The organism is Parvularcula sp. LCG005 (assembly GCF_032930845.1).
In the GTDB taxonomy this organism is placed as follows: domain Bacteria; phylum Pseudomonadota; class Alphaproteobacteria; order Caulobacterales; family Parvularculaceae; genus Parvularcula.
Map to the genome: position 1 here is coordinate 1,435,215 of NZ_CP136758.1, position 19,901 is coordinate 1,455,115.

The 19,901-nt window shown below is 58.1% G+C and carries 21 protein-coding genes; 13 read left to right on the forward strand and 8 right to left on the reverse strand.

The genetic code is table 11. The annotated features are described in order from the left end of the window. Positions 1–60: 60 nt before the first annotated feature. Both RUI03_RS06760 and RUI03_RS06765 read left to right on the forward strand, forming a co-directional pair. The gene (locus RUI03_RS06760) at positions 61–1,341 is read left to right on the forward strand and encodes a homoserine dehydrogenase (protein ID WP_317289526.1); all 1,281 of its coding nucleotides are present in this window, start codon (positions 61–63) and stop codon (positions 1,339–1,341) included. A gap of 82 nt (positions 1,342–1,423) precedes the next feature. Continuing rightward, a complete protein-coding gene (locus tag RUI03_RS06765) occupies positions 1,424–2,395 on the forward strand; it encodes a hypothetical protein (protein WP_317289527.1) in 972 nt (323 codons plus the stop codon). Positions 2,396–2,442: 47 nt separating this feature from the next. Here RUI03_RS06765 and RUI03_RS06770 read toward each other — a convergent pair whose 3' ends face one another. Beyond that, on the reverse strand, positions 2,443–2,934 hold the full coding sequence (locus RUI03_RS06770) for a DUF523 domain-containing protein (RefSeq protein ID WP_317289528.1): 492 nt from the start codon (positions 2,932–2,934) through the stop codon (positions 2,443–2,445). A 147-nt stretch (positions 2,935–3,081) separates the two neighbouring features. Here RUI03_RS06770 and RUI03_RS06775 point away from each other — a divergent pair, with 147 nt between their 5' ends. Continuing rightward, a complete protein-coding gene (locus RUI03_RS06775) occupies positions 3,082–4,374 on the forward strand; it encodes an MFS transporter (protein WP_317289529.1) in 1,293 nt (430 codons plus the stop codon). Here RUI03_RS06775 and RUI03_RS06780 read toward each other — a convergent pair. From RUI03_RS06780 to RUI03_RS06790, 3 genes are all read right to left on the reverse strand, one after another. Beyond that, positions 4,332–4,781, reverse strand: a complete 450-nt coding sequence (locus RUI03_RS06780; protein WP_317289530.1) for a DUF1801 domain-containing protein — start codon at positions 4,779–4,781, stop codon at positions 4,332–4,334. The genes RUI03_RS06775 and RUI03_RS06780 overlap by 43 nt on opposite strands. Before the next feature lie 4 nt (positions 4,782–4,785). Then, entirely contained in the window at positions 4,786–5,133 is a 348-nt protein-coding gene (locus RUI03_RS06785; protein WP_317289531.1) for a hypothetical protein, read from the reverse strand. A gap of 187 nt (positions 5,134–5,320) precedes the next feature. Then, positions 5,321–5,890: a superoxide dismutase family protein gene (locus RUI03_RS06790; protein WP_317289532.1), complete on the reverse strand. Its 570-nt coding sequence runs from the start codon at positions 5,888–5,890 to the stop codon at positions 5,321–5,323. Between the two features lie 157 nt (positions 5,891–6,047). Here RUI03_RS06790 and gyrA point away from each other — a divergent pair, with 157 nt between their 5' ends. The 9 genes from gyrA (at position 6,048) to RUI03_RS06835 (ending at position 15,136) form a co-directional block, all read left to right on the forward strand. Further along, positions 6,048–8,774: a DNA gyrase subunit A gene (gene gyrA / locus RUI03_RS06795; protein ID WP_410795925.1), complete on the forward strand. Its 2,727-nt coding sequence runs from the start codon at positions 6,048–6,050 to the stop codon at positions 8,772–8,774. Beyond that, positions 8,775–9,272 (forward strand): pantetheine-phosphate adenylyltransferase, encoded by a 498-nt coding sequence (gene coaD / locus RUI03_RS06800; protein ID WP_317289534.1) that lies wholly within the window; start codon positions 8,775–8,777, stop codon positions 9,270–9,272. It begins immediately after the preceding gene. A gap of 374 nt (positions 9,273–9,646) precedes the next feature. After that, positions 9,647–10,078 (forward strand): response regulator, encoded by a 432-nt coding sequence (locus RUI03_RS06805; protein ID WP_317289535.1) that lies wholly within the window; start codon positions 9,647–9,649, stop codon positions 10,076–10,078. Positions 10,079–10,104: 26 nt separating this feature from the next. After that, positions 10,105–10,641, forward strand: a complete 537-nt coding sequence (locus RUI03_RS06810; protein ID WP_317289536.1) for a response regulator — start codon at positions 10,105–10,107, stop codon at positions 10,639–10,641. Between the two features lie 23 nt (positions 10,642–10,664). Next, positions 10,665–11,243: a methanogen output domain 1-containing protein gene (locus tag RUI03_RS06815; RefSeq protein WP_317289537.1), complete on the forward strand. Its 579-nt coding sequence runs from the start codon at positions 10,665–10,667 to the stop codon at positions 11,241–11,243. Then, positions 11,240–12,430: a sensor histidine kinase gene (locus RUI03_RS06820; protein ID WP_317289538.1), complete on the forward strand. Its 1,191-nt coding sequence runs from the start codon at positions 11,240–11,242 to the stop codon at positions 12,428–12,430. The genes RUI03_RS06815 and RUI03_RS06820 overlap by 4 nt, the downstream gene beginning before the upstream one ends. A 193-nt stretch (positions 12,431–12,623) precedes the next feature. After that, entirely contained in the window at positions 12,624–13,520 is an 897-nt protein-coding gene (locus RUI03_RS06825; protein WP_317289539.1) for a peptidylprolyl isomerase, read from the forward strand. Further along, positions 13,517–13,963: a peptidylprolyl isomerase gene (locus RUI03_RS06830; RefSeq protein WP_317289540.1), complete on the forward strand. Its 447-nt coding sequence runs from the start codon at positions 13,517–13,519 to the stop codon at positions 13,961–13,963. The genes RUI03_RS06825 and RUI03_RS06830 overlap by 4 nt, the downstream gene beginning before the upstream one ends. Before the next feature lie 51 nt (positions 13,964–14,014). Next, positions 14,015–15,136, forward strand: coding sequence for an alkene reductase (locus RUI03_RS06835; protein ID WP_317289541.1), 1,122 nt, complete (start codon positions 14,015–14,017; stop codon positions 15,134–15,136). A 35-nt stretch (positions 15,137–15,171) separates the two neighbouring features. Here RUI03_RS06835 and RUI03_RS06840 read toward each other — a convergent pair whose 3' ends face one another. The 4 genes from RUI03_RS06840 to topA form a co-directional block, all read right to left on the reverse strand. After that, positions 15,172–15,537, reverse strand: a complete 366-nt coding sequence (locus RUI03_RS06840) for a 6-carboxytetrahydropterin synthase (RefSeq protein ID WP_317289542.1) — start codon at positions 15,535–15,537, stop codon at positions 15,172–15,174. Then, complete coding sequence (locus tag RUI03_RS06845; RefSeq protein ID WP_317289543.1) at positions 15,530–15,928, reverse strand: dihydroneopterin aldolase; 399 nt, start codon at positions 15,926–15,928, stop codon at positions 15,530–15,532. The genes RUI03_RS06840 and RUI03_RS06845 overlap by 8 nt, the downstream gene beginning before the upstream one ends. Positions 15,929–15,933: 5 nt before the next feature. Continuing rightward, positions 15,934–16,695, reverse strand: a complete 762-nt coding sequence (locus tag RUI03_RS06850; protein ID WP_317289544.1) for an SDR family NAD(P)-dependent oxidoreductase — start codon at positions 16,693–16,695, stop codon at positions 15,934–15,936. 87 nt (positions 16,696–16,782) lie between these two features. Continuing rightward, positions 16,783–19,440, reverse strand: coding sequence for a type I DNA topoisomerase (gene topA / locus RUI03_RS06855; protein WP_317289545.1), 2,658 nt, complete (start codon positions 19,438–19,440; stop codon positions 16,783–16,785). A gap of 188 nt (positions 19,441–19,628) precedes the next feature. Here topA and RUI03_RS06860 point away from each other — a divergent pair, with 188 nt between their 5' ends. After that, the gene (locus RUI03_RS06860; protein WP_317289546.1) at positions 19,629–19,901 is read left to right on the forward strand and encodes a hypothetical protein; all 273 of its coding nucleotides are present in this window, start codon (positions 19,629–19,631) and stop codon (positions 19,899–19,901) included.

The window sequence follows — 19,901 nt, forward strand, 5'->3', positions numbered from 1 at the left end:
GCGTCCCATGGCGAGCCCGCTAGGACGGCCTCCAATCTTGAGCATGGGAGGACGGGGTCCTTGTCGTCGATCAAAGTCAGCATTGCCGGGCTTGGCACAGTGGGCCAGGGCCTTCTTTCTCTCCTGGTGGAAGACCGCCGCTTTACGCGTCAGGGAATTGATTTCGACATTGCCGGCGTGTCCGCCCGCAATCGCTCCACCAAGCGCGAGCCTTCCATCGAGTCCTATCGCTGGTTCGATGATCCGGTAGAACTGGCAACTGATCCGGAAACAGACATCTTTGTCGAGTTGATCGGCGGCGCCGATGGCATGGCCAAGGCCGCCGTGATTGCTGCCCTCGAAGCGGGCAAGCCGGTCGTCACCGCGAACAAGGCACTGATCGCCGAACATGGCCCTCAGCTTGCGCGCCTCGCCGAGGAAAAAGGCGTCGCGCTGAAATTTGAAGCAGCCGTCGCTGGCGGCACGCCGGTTGTCCGCGGGATCCGCGATGGCGTTGCGGCGTGTACGGTCAAAGCCGTGAGCGGCATTCTGAACGGCACCTGCAACTACATTCTGTCGACCATGGCGAAAGACGGACGGGCTTTCGACGACGTTCTGCTCGAAGCGCAGAAGTTAGGTTACGCCGAGGCAGACCCGACCTTCGATGTGGACGGTATCGACGCGGCCCATAAACTTGTCATCCTCGCCTGCCTTGCTTTTGACGCGGCGATACCGATGAGCGCCGTGTCCTGTGAAGGCATTCGTGGCATCACTGAAGGCGACGTTGCGGCCGCCAAAAAGTTGAACATGGCGATCAAGCTTCTGGCCGAAGCGGTCCTGAAGGACGGCAAGGTTGCCCTGCGGGTGACGCCCGCGCTGGTTCCTGAGGCGCATTCCTTCGCCAAGGCCATGGGCTCAGAAAACGTCATTATCGTTGATGCAGAGCCGCTGGGCCGTCTGGGTTTCAACGGTCCGGGCGCTGGCGCCGGGGCAACCGCTTCTGCCGTTGCCGCCGACCTTTGCGATATCGCCCGGGGCAGCATTGGGCCTGTCTACGCCGCCAAGGCCAATCTGCTGGGCAAGCTCGACTATATGTCAGTGGATGAGATCGAAAACCCTTATTTCTTCCGCGTACTGCTGAAAGATGAGCCCGGCGCGCTGGCTGCAGTGGCCGAGGCGCTGGCGGCCCAGCACATTTCCATCGAAAGCCTGCGCCAGCCGCCAAGCCGCAAAAAAGGCGCATCGGTCACTATTGTGACTCACCCGTGCCGTGCGTCCGCGGCCAAAGCGGTCAAGCAGGCACTTGCCGCGCACCCGTTCGTCGAAGAAGCGCCGTCGATCCTGCCAATCGTCACGCCGTAACAAACAACTGGCTATGTGGATTGCGAGAACACGTTCACGTTGTATGGTGAAGCCGGGATTGATCGACTGGTAGGAAAATTGAATGGGATGGCGAGGGAACCTTCGGTCATTTAATGCAGCTGTAAAAGCTGCCAAACGTGATGCGCAGCGTCGTCAAAAAGCAGCGCTCAAAGATCAAATAATTTCCGCTGCCGAAGCAGCGGTCGACGATTTGCAAGAATACATCAATGAGTTGACCACGCTACATGTCTGCGCGACCAATAATATTGATTGGCTAAAAATAGCTAACAGCAGTCCGCCCGTTGAGCCGCGGCCAATGAATTTTCACCGAGATTATGCACAAAAAAAACTGACGAATTATAAGCCCACTCTATTGCGCAAGATCTTGGGACAGGCCGAAGCAAAGAGACTTAAACTGCAAAATGATTTAAACAATGCTCCTGTCAGGGATGATCAGGATTTCAAAAATGCAATGGTCCAATATGAATCTACGCTAGGTGAATGGCAATCAGAAACCGACCTAGCGAAAAGAGTTCTCCAGGGAGAACCGGAAGCGATGCGCGAGGTGATTGAAGAATTTCAGTCGTCGATGACATCTGCGTCGCTCACTGGGAAAGTTATTAATTTCAAGATTACAAACAGCCAGGTTCATGCCGTCGTTGAGGTGCATACCGATGAGATCATTCCGAAGGTACGGCGTAGGCAGCTACAAAGCGGCAAATTATCTGAAACAAAGATGCCCGTTAAAGAGTTTAACGCGCTTTACCAAGACTATGTCTGTAGCGCAGCAATTAAAATAGCTGGGCATCTCTTCGCTATTCTGCCGCAGACTGAAGTCTATGTGACGTGCACTACTGTTATGTTAGACAAATCAACCGGCCACCAAGAAACGACCCCTATTTTGTCAGTTCAGTTCGTGCAGGAAACATTTTTGGCGTTAAATCACGCGAATATCGATCCATCTGATTCGATGAAAAATTTTAATCACCACTTAAATTTTACTAGCACGCGTGGATTTAAAGCGATTGAACCGCTTTCGCAATTTGACACATAAATATAAATCGATGCGCTATAGGTAAGTCGACCTTATGACACCGTTTCTCAACTGTCCATCAGGATGATCAGATCATCGATCTGTTCATCGCTGAAAACGGCAACGCCGTGACGGCGGAGGAGGGCGGCGGTCACGCCCTGTCCCGGGCTCTTGGTGCCGTCAAAATGGCCTGCGTGAATCGTCAGCACACCGCAAGACGGGCTGCTTTCTTTCAGCAAGGCAAAGGCGCATCCCTTTTCCTTGGCCAGATCGACCGCCGCCATGGCCCCGCCGATGAAGGCGTCAGACAGGTCGCGTCCCTGATGATCCCTGACAGCCGCACGGTCAGCCAGCACATCGCCGCCGGAAAAGCCGGTGTCGATCTCTGCTGGCGGGCGCGGTACGGGCAAACCACCTGCCAATTCAGGGCAGATAGACACCAGGCGCCCCTCGCCGCGCCACCGCTCCAGCGCCTTGTGGGCGAGGAACTTGTCCCCACCATCATGCCGGACAGGCTGGCCAAGCAGGCATGCGCTGACGAGAAGTGAGGGCTTTGTCATGGTGCCGGTTTTCCGAGTTCTTCAGGCAAGACTACGCGCGAAGGAGGGCACTGCAAAGTCGCCAGTGCATCGCCCACTGCCTGACATTCCGCACAGATAGCGGGGACAGGCCTTTCCTCCCCAGCGCGAGACGACTAAGGCCCACACATGCGAATCGTTCTCTCATTGTGGCCGCTGCTGATTGCAGCCGCCATGCTGCTCAGCGCCAATGGCCTGCAGAGCACGGTGCTGGCGCTGCGCGGCATCAGCGAGGGGTTCCCGGACGCCATTATCGGCCTACTGCATTCCGCCTATTTTATCGGCTTTATCGCCGGTTGCCGATTCGCGCCGCGCTTCATTGGTAATGTCGGGCATATTCGCGCCTTCACGGCGTTTGCCTCCGTCGCGTCCGCCGCCGCGATTATGCATGCGATGTTTATCAGTCCTATTCCGTGGCTGGTCCTGCGGATCGTCACGGGTTTCTGCTTCGCTGCACTACAGATGATTCTGGAGAGCTGGCTCAACGACAAGGCGACTAACCAAACCCGTGGTCAGATCCTGTCGATCTATCGGATTACGGACTTTACCGCCGTGACCATCGCACAGTTGTCCATCGCTCTGTTCAACATGGAGAACTTCATCGTCTTTGCCGTGCTGTCGGTCGGGCTGTCGCTGGCGCTGGTCCCTGTCGCGCTGACCCCGGTTGAAGCGCCGGTCGCCCCCTCGCGACCCAAGCTCGATCTGGCAAGGATCTGGCGCGTATCGCCCGTCGCATTCGCAGGCGCGGTCGGCGTCGGGATGACCGCTTCGGCCTACTGGGCGATGGGCGCCGTCTTTGTCACGAGCTTTGGGTACCAGGCAGGGGCGGTTGGCGCGTTTATCGGCGCGATCATTCTGGGGGGGGCGTTGGCCCAGTGGCCCATCGGTTATATCTCCGATCGCATTGACCGGCGCCGCGTGCTGGTAGGGGCCTCTATCGGTGCAGCTTTGTCGGCGGGATTGATGATGCTGTCGGCGCAAACGTCCCAGACAATGCTGATCATCAATGCCATGGCATTTGGCGTCTTTGCCCTGCCCAATTTCGGACTGGCCGTTGCCCATGCCAATGACCACGCCGAACCCGGCTCCGGCGTCCAGGTCAATGGCGGGCTGCTCATGCTGTACGGTCTGGCCGCCATTGTCGGCTCGGTCATTGCCCCGACGATCATGTCCTGGCTCGGCAATGACATGCTCTTCAGCTGGATTGCCTTTGTCTATGTGCTGCTCGCAGGGTTCTGCCTGTACCGGATGACGCAGCGTGCTGCGCCGCCAGTACAGGAGCCGTATGTCGCCGTGCCGCGGACCTCACCAACGATCTATGCGCTTGATCCCCGGGCTGCGCCCCTCGACGAAGAGGATACGGTCCCTATGCGCGCGCCCTATGCCGGTGATGATGATTCGCCGGGACCGATACAGTCGTAACGCTCTCGCATGGTCGTGACGCAGGTGGCGACCAGTTCTTCCAGCACCGCCATGTCCACGTCTGCGAGCTTGTTCACGTAGAGGCAGGAAACGGCGGATTTGTGCTTGCCGAGTCGCCTGACGATCTCCTCATAGGTGCCATGGCCCGGCATGAAATGGAGCGAGATCTTGGTCTGGCGTGGGTTAAAACCCACGATGAACAAATCGCCCTCACGTCCACTGTCGTATTTGTAGTAATACTGATCAAACCCGATAATGGACGGCCCCCACATTTGTGCGGGACAGCCGCTGATCCGTTCCATCATCTCGCGAAGGATCATTGCATCAGCACGTCGCGCCGCATGGTCGATGGCTTCGATAAAGGCGTCCACGGACTGACCTGTGGGAACGGTCTTGTTTTCGGCCATTGGGCTATCGCCCTGATGTCAGGACTGCATCGATCCGGTACAAATAGGGCAGGGGCTCTTCACTGACACTGCGCATCATGAGGCGCGCACCTGATACCGTCAGGCAGTGGTCCTCCGGTATCGGATCGGTCGGAATGGTGACACTGTCTTCCCTCACAACCATTTCGAGCGCCCCATCGGTTTCAGGGCCGCAAATCGTCATGACCGCCGTCAGAGGCGGCGTCACATCAATCAGGGTGTAGACACACCCGACCTCTCCATTGAGGTGACAGTCCGTTCCGGTCCGCCCCTCAATCCATGGACCGGGCTCTCCCCCGAGGGTCGCAAGCATCAACGCACCAAGCATGAACATGACAAACATCTCCCCATTCTGAAGGAGACCATCTCACACTGCTTATTGCGGCACAATTGGGGCAGAGAGCGGTGCCTGTTGGTGGACTGTTTTTAGCTTGGCGGCGTTGATCCCGGTACGGCTTTTCAGTCCTTGCGGGGTAAGTGCCACTGCGCGCCGCGGGTGACGCGCAGTGGAGAAGGCGAATTTACTTGAACGCAGCGCAGCCCTTGCGCGCGCCAGCGCCGCCGATGGGCTGGGTCTGATGATCGTCTTCGTTCTCGTGAACGACGAGCGCGAAACCGTCCTCATCCATGGCGTCTTCGAGCATCAGACCGCCCACGAACAGCTCGGCCCGGGCATGACCGGAATGATGCGCGTAGACGTTAGGCAGGTCGGCTTTCTCATAGCCGTCAGCGTTCATCAGGCCGTGGGCATTGCCGTCCGGATTGATGTGGCTGCCCGACAATTTGAACCCTTCGGCGAAGTCGGAACAGTCACCCACCTGGTGCAGGTGGATACCGTGAAAGCCTTCGGACAGGCCGGACACATCGACGCGGATGAGAAGGCCATTTGGCCCGCCAGCTACGATGGCGCGGCCAATCTCACTGCCGTCTGTACCAATGACGGCCACATCGGCATCGGAACCCGCAGGCGGCGCGGTCAGGCTCGCGGCGTGGTCACCGTGATGATCCATCGTCTTTTCGTCGGCTGCATTGCTGCCGCCACAGGCAACGAGGGCCAAAACGGCTGGAATAGTGCAGAAAAGCTGTTTCATGGGGTCTTCTCCTTTGGGTTTGCCTTGGCCTTCGGGCGCATCAAATGCTACACCGGAAGCCAATGATTCTGACGAAGACATAGGGCACAGCGTGGCTGACGACCAATCCGACGACACTCCAGAAGAAAATAATGACACAGGCGCTCCTTCCGGCGGCGTGGGCGCCGGCCTGCCGCCGGGTATCAGCCCGATTTCCATCACGGAAGAGATGGAGCGGTCCTATCTCGACTACGCCATGTCGGTCATTGTCAGCCGGGCCATTCCCGATGCACGGGACGGGCTGAAGCCGGTTCACCGGCGCATCCTGTGGTCGATGCACGAAAACGGCTTTGAGTGGAACAAGCCCTACAAGAAGTCGGCAAACGTCGTCGGTGACGTGATGGGTAAGTACCACCCTCACGGCGACTCAGCGATCTATGACGCTCTTGTCCGGATGGCGCAGCCCTTTGCGATGCGCCTGCCACTCCTCGACGGGCAGGGGAATTTCGGCTCCATCGATGGCGATCCGCCGGCGGCCATGCGTTACACGGAAGTCCGGATGGCCAAGTCGGCCACGGCGCTTCTGGAAGACATCGACAAGGAAACCGTCGACAAGCAGGAGAACTATGACGGCTCAAAAAGTGAGCCCGTCGTCCTGCCTGCCAAATTCCCCAACCTCCTCGTCAATGGTGCTGGCGGCATTGCTGTCGGCATGGCAACGAACATTCCGCCGCACAATCTTGGCGAGATCATCAATGCTACGGTCAAGCTGATCGATGAGCCGCAAACGACCGATATCGAACTGCTGGAGATTGTTCCGGGCCCTGACTTCCCCACGGGTGCGTCAATTCTTGGACGTTCCGGCGCGCGCCAGGCGCTGCTGACGGGCCGCGGCTCCGTTGTCATGCGCGGCCGGACCTATATCGAAGAGATTCGCAAGGACCGCTACGCCATCATCGTCACCGAAGTGCCGTATCAGGTGAACAAGGCGTCCATGGTGGAGCGGATTGCCGGCCTTGTTCGCGAGAAAAAAGTTGAGGGCATCGCCGATCTGCGCGACGAGTCCGATCGTCACGGTATCCGCGTGGTGATCGAGCTGAAGCGTGACGCCAATGCCGAGGTGGTGCTGAACAATCTCTACAAGCAGAGCCCACTCCAGACGTCGTTCGCTTACAACATGCTGGCGCTGAACGCCGGACGCCCAGAGCAGATGACGCTGAAGAGCGTGCTGGTTAGCTTCATCCGCTTCCGTGAAGAGGTCATCACCAAGCGGACAAAGTTCGAACTGAACAAGGCGCGCGATCGCGCCCACGTCCTCGCTGGTCTCGCCATCGCCGTTGCCAACATCGATGACGTGGTGAAACTGATCCGCCATGCGCCGAACCCCGCTGTTGCCAAGGAACAGCTGATGGACCGCGACTGGCCGGCCAAGGATCTTGCGCCAATGGTCGCGCTGGTGGCCGATCCGCGTCACACGCTGAAGTCCGACGGTACGCTGCGCCTGTCGGAAACCCAGGCAAAAGCCATTCTCGATCTGCGCCTGCAACGCCTGACCGGCCTGGGCCGCGATGAAATCGGTGATGAGCTGAAGTCTCTGGCCGACAAGATCGAGGACTATCTCGACATCCTGCGCAATCGCGACCGCGTCATGACCATCATCAAGGACGAGCTGACGACGTACCGGGACGAATTTGCGAACCCGCGCCGGTCGGACTTCATCGACGCCGTGGAGATGGAAGACGAAGACCTGATCGCCCAGGAAGACATGGTCGTGACGGTCACCCACGGCGGTTATGTGAAGCGAACCGCGCTCGACACCTATCGTGCACAACGGCGCGGCGGCAAAGGCCGCTCCGGCATGGCGATGAAGGACGAAGATTTCATTTCCCAGATCTTTGTCGGCAACACGCACACGCCGCTCCTTTTCTTCACGGACAAGGGCATGGCCTACAAGCTCAAGCTCTGGCGCCTGCCAGAAGGCGCGCCGACGGCCCGGGGCAAGGCGTTCATCAATCTCTTGCCGCTGGATCAGGAAGAGCGGGTGACCAACATCCTGCCGCTGCCGACGGACGAGAAAGAGTGGGCGAAGATGGATATCATCTTCGCAACGGCGTCCGGCAACGTTCGACGCAACAATCTCAGCGACTTCACGAATGTGAATAAGGCCGGCAAGATCGCCATGAAGCTCGACGAAGGCGATGTTCTGGTCGATGTAGAAGTGGCGCGCGAAGATAACGACATCATGCTGACCACAGCGCACGGTATGGCCATCCGCTTCCCCGTGGATGCGGTACGGGTGTTCAGTGGTCGGACGTCTACCGGTGTACGCGGTGTTCGCCTTGCCGAAGGCGGCAAGCTCGGCGCTGACCGGGTGATCTCCATGGCGATCCTGCATCACTTCGATACGACATCCGAGGAATCGAAATCCTATCTGAAGCGCGCGGCGGCCCTGCGTCGCGCCAAAGGGGAGGGCGAGACCGAAGGCTCTGACATGGACGAGGAGACCGTCGACGTTGACATGACCGACGAACGCTTTGCGCAATTTGAGGCGGCAGAGCAGTTCATTCTGACTGTCACCGAGAACGGCTATGGCAAGCGCTCATCGTCCTTCGAATATCGTGTCTCCGGCCGAGGCGGGAAGGGCATCATCGGCATCGTCGCCAATGAGCGAAACGGCAAGGTGACAGCCGCCTTCCCGGTCGATCACAATGACGAGATCATGCTGGTCACCGATGGCGGACAGCTGATCCGCACTCCGGTGGCCGACATCCGCATCGCTGGACGCAACACCCAAGGCGTGAAGGTCATCACCACCCGCGAGGGCGAGCATGTTGTCTCGGTCGAGCATGTGCCGGAGTCCGAGACCTCTGATGAGATCGAGGTTGGCGACGAGGGAGCTGAGTAAATGACCAAGATCGTCGGCCTCTATCCCGGAACGTTTGATCCCATTACCAAGGGGCACACGGATATCATCCGCCGGGCGGCGAAGCTGGTCGATCACCTGGTCATCGGCGTTGCGATCAACGAACAGAAACGCCCGCTCTTCTCCCTTGATGAGCGGGTGGACATGATCAAGGACGCGGTTGCGGAATTCGACGAGGGTGCTCGTGCCGCTGTCACGGTCGAGCCGTTCGATGACCTGCTCATGTCCTTCGCCGAGAAGAAAGGCGTCACCATGATCATTCGCGGCCTGCGGGCTGTGTCTGACTTCGAATATGAATTCCAGATGGTCGGCATGAACTCGTTCCTCAACGACGAAATTGAGACCGTCTTCTTGATGGCCGATCCCCAATATCAGGCCATTGCATCGAAGCTGGTCAAGGAAATTGCGCGGCTGGGCGGGAAGATCGATGACTTCCTGCCGCCCAGTGTGGTCCCGAAACTGATCGCAAAATACAGCTGATTTCGGGCCAGCGGATCATTCCCTCACGGAACTTTTCAGTCAGGCACAGTGCTCTGAGGCCGCATTATTTCGTCTGACGTGGCGGATTCGCTCGCGCAAAGGTTGTAAAATCTATGCCCGGCCGAAATCAATTTCTCGCTGCCGTTCACCATAAGATGGTTAGCGCAATATTATCGGCACAAAGACCAAGCTTAATTCTCGCCTGAAATTACTCAATATTGCCAGTGGCTTGGATGTTTATCGGTATCTCGCCGAGCGTTTTGCAATTTTTGGCAACGGTCAAAAATTCTCGCCCCATCGTAAACTGAATGTTCACGCCCGGGATGCATTCATGATGACAGTACAACCTCTAGAGGAGTGAGGACGCCGTCATCATGGTAGCGAAGTCTTTAAATGTGTTGGTCGTGGATGATAGTGATGCGGACGCATTCACGATCTCGGCATGTCTCGATTCCTGTCCGGACGTCGCCGACTACATGCGGGCGAGGGATGGCCAGGAAGCCCTTGAGATCCTGCTGACCAGTCAGTTCAAACCAGACCTGATTCTGCTCGATCTGAACATGCCGCGGATCGACGGCTTTGGTTTCATTCATCATTATGAAGAGAACTCATCGCGGTCATGCAAGATCGCCATCCTGTCAACGTCAGGCAGCGGCACGGACTATCACCGCGCCGTCCTGCGCAATGCGAAGACCTACATCGTGAAGCCGCCTAGAATGAGCCAGCTTCGCCGTACACTGAATGAGCTGTGCCGGTCTGTCCGGACCAATACACCGATCCCCCAACGATTTTTCTGTGCCGCGTAGACATCAGTACAAAATGGAGGTTCCCCATGCACGCGCAACTTGCCATTCCATCGGGCTTTTCGGCGTCGGCGCCGAGCGATACACATCACAAAATTCCTCTCACGGAATTTCTGGCCAGCAAGCCGCTTTCCATCATCACGGTGGATGATGATGATTTTGACCGTCGCCTTATCGCCGATTGTCTCGGCAAACACGGCTCGGTCACACAGGTTCGCTCATTTACAAGCGGGCAGGAGGCCTTGCGGGCGCTTTTCACTGATAGTCAGACACCAGACCTGATCCTGCTCGACATTTCGATGCCTGGCATGGATGGATTCGAAGTTCTGGGCCGCATGGGCAATGTCATCAATGACCACCAGATTCCCGTGGTCATGGTCTCATCATCTTGCAGGGGTGCTGATATCGAGCTGGCGCTGGAAACATTGGCCGCGGCCTATCTCGTCAAGCCGAGCAGCCTGTCCAAGCTGAAGGGCGCGCTTGATCAGGTCGTGACGGCCGTCGCGCAGGGCCGCCCTTTGCCATCCATCATCAACGGATCCGAGAAGGCCAAACCACTTCTTTGATACACCAACAGCAGGGGAGAGACATGGAAAACCAAATCAATCAGAACATTGAGCGGTTTGCTGATATTGTCGTCAATCACGACAGGGAGGAATTCCTGGCCACACTGGTCGGCAAACTTGCTGGCACGCTCCAGGATTTTATCGGCATCGAGGAATCAAAAGGGTTCTTGACCCTTGTCGGCGCCGAAGTCGGTGAAAAAATGAGTGACGACTATCGTACGGCGCTCGATGTATCGCGGCTGGATTCAGGCCAGATCGCCGCTGCGCTCGTGGACCTGCAGACGCGCATCAATGGCGCGTTTGAGGTGGTCGACATCGACCAGCGGCGGATCATCCTCCGCAATGGGCGGTGCCCCTTTATGGAGCATGGCGCCCGGCGAGATTCACTATGCCAGATCACATCATCCGTCTTCGGCCGACTGACCGCTGACAACAATGGCTATGCCAAAGTTGTCCTGAACCGGACGATTGCCGCGGGTGATGGCCATTGTGAAGTCGTCATCTTTCTCGACGACAGCGACCCGCGAGCGATACAGTACGGCGACCAAGGCGATGAGTACTTTGAAGACCTGACCAAGCTACCCGAGGAGTTAGCGTCATGAGCCGGACCCATGCTGCCGAAACCGCTTTTGAAAATGCAGCCAATGCGATCATTGTTGTCGATCACCTCGCTAACATCGTCGCAGCCAACCGGGTAGCGCGTCATCACTTCGGGTTTCCCTGTCCGGAAACGACGTCCAAGGAACACCTGACTGAATTCCGCCATGTTCTGGCGGAGCAATTGCGCAATGACAAACGCATCAATGCGATGATCCAGCGGGCGTGCTGCAGCAATCGGCGATTGGTCTATCGGCCAGCGGAGGACATCAATCTGCGCTGTCCGCAGGCGGCCTATGAGTTCGTGCGCATCACACCCGCCAGCGAGGAACCACTCGTATCAATCGAGATTCATCCGCGCCAGATTGCGCTGTCCCGCATATTGGAGATGAAACGGGAGGTTCGGCGTCAGCAGGCCACAGCCTGCCTGCAGCACAAGAATGCGACCGCAATGGCAGAGGTCAATTCCATGCTCAACAGATTCGCTTTTGCCGCTGCCCATGACATCCAGGAACCTGTACGGATTATCTCGATTCTGACGGACATGCTTGAGGAGGAGCGTGATGAGATGTCGCCCGAAGAACTGGACAGATGCCTTCAGCAGCTGGGAGAACAGGCGCGAAGGGCCCGCGGTATCGTTGTTGACGTGCTGGAGTTCAGCCGCGTCCGGGAGCTGAAACCAGACTGGCACAGCACATCTCTCAATGCCGTCGTTGAGAATGCTCTCGACCACCATCGAGGTCAGCTCGACGCGCTCTCCTCGGAGCTCACGGTGGGCGACCTCGGCACTATTGAGGCCGATCCCAAACTGCTGACCATGCTGATCCAGAACCTTGTGTCGAACGCGATCAAATATCGCCGTGGTGACAAGGTCGAGCTGACAATCGACACCGTCTACACGGACCTCTCTGTCGAATTGCGCGTCGCGGATAAAGGCCTCGGTTTCGAACAGAAATACGCCAGCATGATCTTCGAAATATTCAAACGTCTGCATCGCAAAGATGAAATCTCAGGCACCGGCATCGGTCTGGCCCTCTGCAAGACAGTGGTCGACACCCATCGGGGTGAGATCTGGGCTACCGGCACGCCAGGCGAGGGGGCCTGTTTTCACATCAGATTGCCGATCCGCCAGGCCAGCCCGGCGGCGATGGACCAACCGTCGATCCAAACCCTACGGTCCGTGGCGGCCTGATGACAGAATTGCTGGGGAAAACCACCTGCTCGTTCCCCAGCATGGCCCCGGAGCGGCAGGTCTGACTCCCGTCTCCTCCCCCACTGGCGCTCCGGGGCGCCTCTCCATCCCTTAACCCTGTTCCGCCTTTCCCCTTGGGGTCAAAACGGCTATCCCTGTCAAAACTCGGATCAGTGAAGAGGGCGTACTATCCATGATCATGCTGAAAGCAGGCTTGCTGGCCGCGTCATTGGTCGGCACGGCAGTGGCGCAACCGGCCCCGACGGCCAATGCACCAAAATCGCCGGCAACTATTCTCGAAGAGGCTCCGGCACAGGACTGGGTCACGATCGAACCAGAAAATCTGCTGGTCATGGAATTGCCATCCGGCCCGATGGTCATTGAAATGCGGCCCGATCTGGCGCCCAAACATGTCCAACGAATCAAGGCGTTGACCCGTGAGGGTTTCTACGACGGCGTGACCTTCCACCGCGTCATTGATGGCTTCATGGCGCAGGGCGGTGACCCGACCGGCACCGGTAAAGGCGGCTCTGAACTCGGCAATGTCGAAGGGGAGTTCGTTCGCGAAGCGACAACCATTGCTAACAAGCACATGATCGGCCGCGATGACCGCGCAGCCGCCGTGGGCTTTGTCGGGACCGTGCCAGTGGGCACCCAGTCGCCGACCTTGCCCAAATTTCTTGCCCAGAATGACTATGCCCTTTGGGGTCTGCACTGCCAGGGCGTGATGTCCATGGCACGCGCCGGTGATCCCAACAGCGCCGACAGCCAGTTTTTCGTGATGTTCGGCGACAGCCGTAACGGTCTCGATCAGGGCTATACGGTCTGGGGTAAGGTCGTGGATGGCTATTTCAATGCCCGACGCATCAGCCGCGGTGAGCCGCCTGTGCGTCCAACCCCCATCGTCCGCATGCGCGTCATGGCGGACATTCCGGCTTCTGAGCAGGAAACGGTCGAATATCTCGATCCCGGTTCAGAGGCGTTCAAGGACTATCTCGTTGCCCGCAGAGCCATGCGCCCTGACGGCTATGTAAAAGACATGTGCGGTATCGACGTGCCGGTCCGAATCAATGGTGAGCTACCTGAATGACAAAACTGAAACTCCAATTGGAAACCGGCGACGTTGTCATCGAGACATTCGATGACAAGGCGCCAAAACACGTCGAGCAAATCACGCGTCTGGCCGAGGACGGCTTCTACGACGATCTGACCTTCCACCGCGTCATTGACGGCTTCATGGCCCAGGGCGGTTGCCCGAATGGCACCGGCATGGGCGGCGCGGATGAGAATATCCCGGCGGAATTCAACGATGTATCACACGTCGAAGGCGTGTGCTCTATGGCCCGCGCTCAGGATCCAAATTCAGCATCGAGCCAGTTCTTCATCTGCCTCGACGACGCCAGCTTCCTCGACAATCAGTATACGGCCTGGGGTCGTGTGGTTGAAGGCATGGAGCATGTGCACGCTATCGAAAAAGGTGAGCCGCCACGCAAGCCAACCAAAATCATTTCGTTCCGCAGGATGGACAGCTAATTTTCGCTTCCTATCTCCTTGGAAGTCATCTTCGACTTCCAAGGAGCTATCATGTCTCTATCCCCGAAAAATTCTGACCTGAAACCGCTTTTCGAGCCGATCGCCTTTGGCGATATCAAAGCGAAAAATCGGGTTCTCATGGCCCCTCTGACCCGCAACCGGTCCCACGCAGATGGCACGCCGGCCAAGATGGCCATTGAGTATTACCGCCAGCGCGCTGGTGCGGGTCTGATCATCACAGAAGCCACACAGATCAGCGCCCAGGGCAAAGGCTACAAGGACACGCCCGGTATCTATACGCCCAAGCATATTGCTGCCTGGAAGGAGATTACCGACGCGGTTCACGCAGAGGGCGGCAAGATCGTCTGTCAGCTGTGGCACGTTGGCCGGATCAGTCACACCTCATTGCAGGAAGGCGGCAAGGCGCCCGTCAGCGCCAGCGACATCGCCGCTGAGACGATGACATTCACGGAGAACGGATTTGAGCCGACCTCCAAGCCTCGCGCTCTCACACCGACCGACATTCGGGGCGTCGTGCGAGACTATGTCCATGCAGCCAAATGCGCGATGGAAGCGGGCTTTGACGGGGTCGAGGTTCACGGTGCAAATGGCTACCTGATCGACCAGTTTTTGCAGGAATCATCAAACCCGCGGACCGACAGCTATGGCGGCAACCCTGAGAAGCGCGTCCGTTTCCTGATGGAAGTGGTGACGGCTGTTGTCGATGCGATAGGCGCCGGACGTACGGGGTTGCGCCTGTCCCCGACCGGCAAGTTCAACGACGTTTCCAGCACGGATACTGAAAAGGTCTTCACGACGGCAATCGATCGGCTCAATCCTCTGGGTCTGGCCTATCTGCACGTCGTCGAGCGGTTCCCGGGAATGCCCATCAATCCATCAGAAGAAGCGCTCCTGACCCGTCTTCAAGCGCACTGGAATGGCCCCTTCATTTCGAATGGCGGTTATGGTGCTGATGATGGCGCCTCAACCATCGGGAAGGGCCGCGCCGATGCGATTGCCTATGGTCGCCCCTATATCGCCAATCCGGATCTGGCCGAACGGTTCGCTGCGGGCGCGTCCCTCAATACGCCGGATCAGGACACTTTTTATGGCGGCGGTGCCCATGGCTATACCGACTATCCGTTCATGAATGAAAAGAAGAACGTCGCCTAAATAATTGTGAGTAGGGCAGTTTTGCGACTGCCCCTCTAGCGACTTGGCACGTAGCGCGCGGTCTGCCCCAAGGTCGGCCGCGCGATATCGATCCGGCTGGCGGTGATGTCGCGTGCCAGCAATTCCCGATCAATATACTGCAGGATGTTCTCGAGGGTTGATTTCTCCAGCCCCTCGATATCGTTCAGCACCTTGTGGTCCAGCGTCCCCAGAACGTCCTTCAGGGCCAGATCCAGCTTCCGAAAGTCCACAACCCAGCCCGTTTCGGGAAGCTCTTCAGCCGAACACTCGACCGTCACCTGAAACGAATGGCCGTGCATCGTCTTGTACCATTCCGGCGAGCCGGGGGTCTTGATGCAATGGGCCGCCTCGAAAGTGCCCGTTTGAGAAACGCTAAACATGCAGGGTCCACCAGGGGAAGTCGGCGGCCTCGGGCCGGAGCCGCGCCATGCGGCAGCCGACGGCGTCGACTTCATTGTAAATGGCCGTCTTGGCCGTGCTGACAACGGCGCCCAATACGTCCTGATGGTGATCGACGCAAGCCTGTGCAATGGCGAGGCAGAGCGTCTCCTGCAGGTCCCAGTGCTGATCCTCGATGAGGCGCGACACCTCACGCGGGACAGTGCGATAGTCCACGACATGATCGATCGACAGCGGCTCTTCGGGGTGTTCGCGGATTAGAAGAACCACATTGATCGACAGCGGCTGGCGCGCGGCGCGCTCTGGCTCGAGAATGCCGATGGACGCGGACAGCCGGATGGATCCGGCGGTGATGAGGTAAAAGGGCGGCATCAGGCTCACTTTCGCGCCGGGTTATGCAGAGACCAGTCTTCCTTCCAGAACCGCAGTCCATTGTCGACAAACACGACCTGGCCGTGGAAGGACCGTGTTTCCAGAATGTATTGAACGGCACGCGGCACGCCTTCAACATCTATCGGCCGTTGCAGTAAATTTTCTGAGGCGAGGGCGTCATACTCCGCGTCCGTCTGATCAGCATTTGGCAACAGATGGCCTGGCGCAATGGCGCAGATGCGGGTCGAGGGGTGCCACGCCTGGTCCATCATTTTCATCGCTGCCAGAAATGCCGCTTTACTCGTCGTGTACGAATAATAATGCGGATGCAGATTCCAGAGCTTCTGGTCGAGAAAATTGACGATCACATTGTCGACGGCGTCGTCGACCTGGCGCTGAAAAGCAGCAGCAAGGGCCATGGGTGCGCGGGCATTCACCGCCATTTGCTGATCAAAGACCTCCACATTCATGTCCGTTGGCCAGTCATGACCATAGACCGAGGCATTGTTGATCAGAACGGAAAGGGGACCGCCTGCCACCTCGGACGCCCTGTCGATGAGTACAGCGGCACTCGCCTCGGACAGGTCCTGCCCGATAGCGTGGGCTGTCGCACCACCAGCGCGCAACGCTGCTACCAGCTCATCGGCTTCATCCGACGACCGATTATAATGGATAATAAGCGTCCGGTCCGGCCGTGCCAACGATTCGGCGATGCGCCGCCCAATACGCTTGGCCCCGCCGGTGATGAGAATACGCTGCTCGTTCATGGTTCTTATGTGGCCTCAGACCACCAAACGAGCAAGCGGCTGTGCATAAGCGAAGATGCGCGAGGGGGCGGCTATTCGTCCCGCCGCCTATTCATCGTCGGTCGATACGGCTTTCTTGGTGGCCTTTTTGGTGGTTTTCTTTGCCGCCTTCTTCGTCGTCTTTTTAGCGGCCTTTTTGGTGGTTTTCTTCGCCGCTTTTTTGGCCGGGGCCTTTTTCTTGGCTGCCTTCTTCGTCGGCTTCTTGGCTTCGCGTTCGGCAAGGATCGGCACGGCCAGATCCAGGGTCATGTCTTCAGGCTTCATGTCCCGGGGAATCGTCGCATTCGTTTTCTGGTGCTTGATGTACGGACCGTATCGGCCGTCCATCACATTCACCGGATCGCCCGTCTCAGGGTGCGCGCCGAGCTCCTTCAATGGCTTGGCGGCGGCAGCACGACCACGACCCGGATTGGCCTTCTTGTCTTCCAGAACAGCGACCGCACGGTTCAGGCCGATTTCAAAGACGTCGTCGACCGTCGGCAAATTTGCATACAGCTTGCCGTGCTTGATATAGGGGCCGAACCGGCCAATTGCCGCCTCGATCGGCTCCTTGTCTTCAGGGTGCAGACCAACCTCGCGGGGAAGGTTGATCAGCATCAACGCCTTCTCAAGCGTCAGATCGTCGACGGACCATCCTTTTGGAATTGATCCTCGCTTGGGCTTTTCCTTTGAGCCTTCCTCCGGCTCGCCCAACTGCACATAGGGCCCGAACCGGCCCGATTTCAAAAACACAGTGAGACCGGAGTCCGGATCAACGCCGAGCTCCTTGTCACCATCAACGGCTGCCTGCTGATCCAGCTGGCCCAAGGGTCGCGTATGCTTGCACTCCGGATAGCGCGAGCAGCCAATGAAGGCGCCGAAACGCCCCACCTTAAGCGAGAGCTCACCTTCCTTACACGTCGGACATTGCCGCGGGGGCGTGCCATCTTCGCGTTCGGGAAAGATGTGTGGGCCGAGGCTTTCGTTCAGCGCATCGAGGACCTCAGAGATCCTGAGATCCGACATGCCGTCGACAGTCGAATAGAACTCTTCCCAGAATTTGCGCAGGAACACTTTCCAGTCAGCATCGCCGCTGGATATTTGATCCAGCGTCTCTTCAAGGTTCGCCGTGAAATCGTACTCGACATAGCGTTTGAAAAAGTTCTCAAGAAACGCCGTGACGATCCGTCCCTTGTCATCAGGAATGAACCGGTTCTTGTCCATTGTGACATAGGTTCGATCCTGCAGCGTACTGATGATCGACGCATAGGTAGATGGCCGGCCAATGCCGAGTTCTTCAAGCCGTTTGACAAGGCTGGCTTCAGAGAAACGAGGCGGGGGCTGGGTGAAGTGCTGTTCCGGCTTCGGCTCGGCCACATCGGCGTCCGCGCCTTGGGTCACTTTCGGCAGGCGACCACCTTCCTCGTCATCGCTATCGTCGCGACCTTCCTGATAGAGCTTTAGGAAGCCGTCAAAAACAACGACCGAGCCCGTGGCACGCAAGGCGGTCTGGTCATCTGTCGTGACGATCTCGATTGTCGTCTGCTCCAGACGCGCGGCCTCCATCTGGCAGGCCATAGAGCGCTTCCAGATCAGCTCGTAGAGGCGATACTGGTCGCTATCGAGCTTCTTCAACTGGTCCGGGTGCCGACGAAAATCAGTCGGGCGAATACATTCGTGGGCTTCCTGCGCGTTCTTCTGCTTGGATTTGTACATCCGCGGCGAAGAGGGCAGGTAATTATCGCCATACTGACTGCGAATCTCATCGCGCACGGCCATGACGGCCTCGGGCGCCATATCGATACCATCGGTCCGCATATAGGTGATCAGACCGGTCGTCTCACCGCCAATATTGATGCCTTCATAAAGGCGCTGGGCCGTCTGCATGGTCCGGCGTGCGTTGAAGCCAAGTTTCCGTGAGGCTTCCTGCTGCAGCGTTGAGGTGGTGAAGGGCGCGGCCGGATTTCGTTTGGTGGGCTTTGCCTCGACGCTGTCGATATGAAACTTGCCCGTCTCAACGGCGCGTTGGGCACGCTGGCCATCCGCTTCGGTCGTCAGCGAGAATTTCTCAAGCTTGTTGCCGTCGAGGCGAACCAGACGAGCCGTAAACGGGTCGGACCCGCCGGAGGTCACGCTGGCTTCCAGCGTCCAGAACTCCTCCGGATTGAACTTCTCGATCTCCATCTCGCGCTCGCAGATCAGGCGCAGGGCGACGGACTGGACCCGACCGGCCGACCGGGCGCCAGGCAGTTTGCGCCAGAGCACCGGGGAGAGCGTGAAGCCGACGAGGTAATCAAGCGCGCGCCGGGCGAGATAGGCGTCGACGAGATCCTGGTCGATCTGGCGCGGATTAGCGATCGCGTCGCGTACGGCCGTCTTGGTGATCGCGTTGAAGGCTACCCGTTCGACCGGCTTGCCTTTGAGCGCCTTTTTATCCGCCAGCACTTCCAGAAGGTGCCACGAGATCGCCTCCCCCTCGCGATCAGGGTCAGTCGCGAGAATGACGCGATCGGCCCGCTTCACAGCGGCAACAATATCCGCGATCTGCTTCTTCGAGCGCGCGTCACTCTCCCACACCATCCGGAAATCTTCTTCGGGATCAACAGAGCCGTCTTTTGAGGGAAGATCCCTGATGTGCCCGAAGGAGGCGAGGACTTCGTAGTCGCTGCCCAGATATTTGTTGATGGTTTTCGCCTTGGACGGCGATTCGACGATCACAACCTGCATGGAGTGGGGGGAACCTCTGACGCGTATGAGCCGGGAAACTGGTGAACCCCTTTCGGCGTGTCAATGGGTTAGTCTGGTTCTGTTGAGTTGCGACGAATGGTCATATTATACCTTGAGTTGCATTTTCCGCGAAAGCGGGGTACGCGAGTATCGTCCAATATGCACAACCTTAAGGAGAGAGAAGGTTCATGATGGCACCGACACAACCGAAATGGGACTACACACCTGCTCCATCAGAAACGGCAAGTGCGCAGGGCAGTGGAGCCACGGATCCGGTCCTCGACCTGCCGCGCAATGAAAAAGAAGAGCGGGCGAAACTGTATGCTCAGCTGGCCCCGGCGGTTGTCAGCCTGGACGCCTATTGCCGTGCCAAGGGCTTATGGGATGTGGCTGAACATTTCGGTGCCATTCTGGACCTTTTTGACGAAACGCTGACGGGCACACCCCACGCCCAGGGCTGA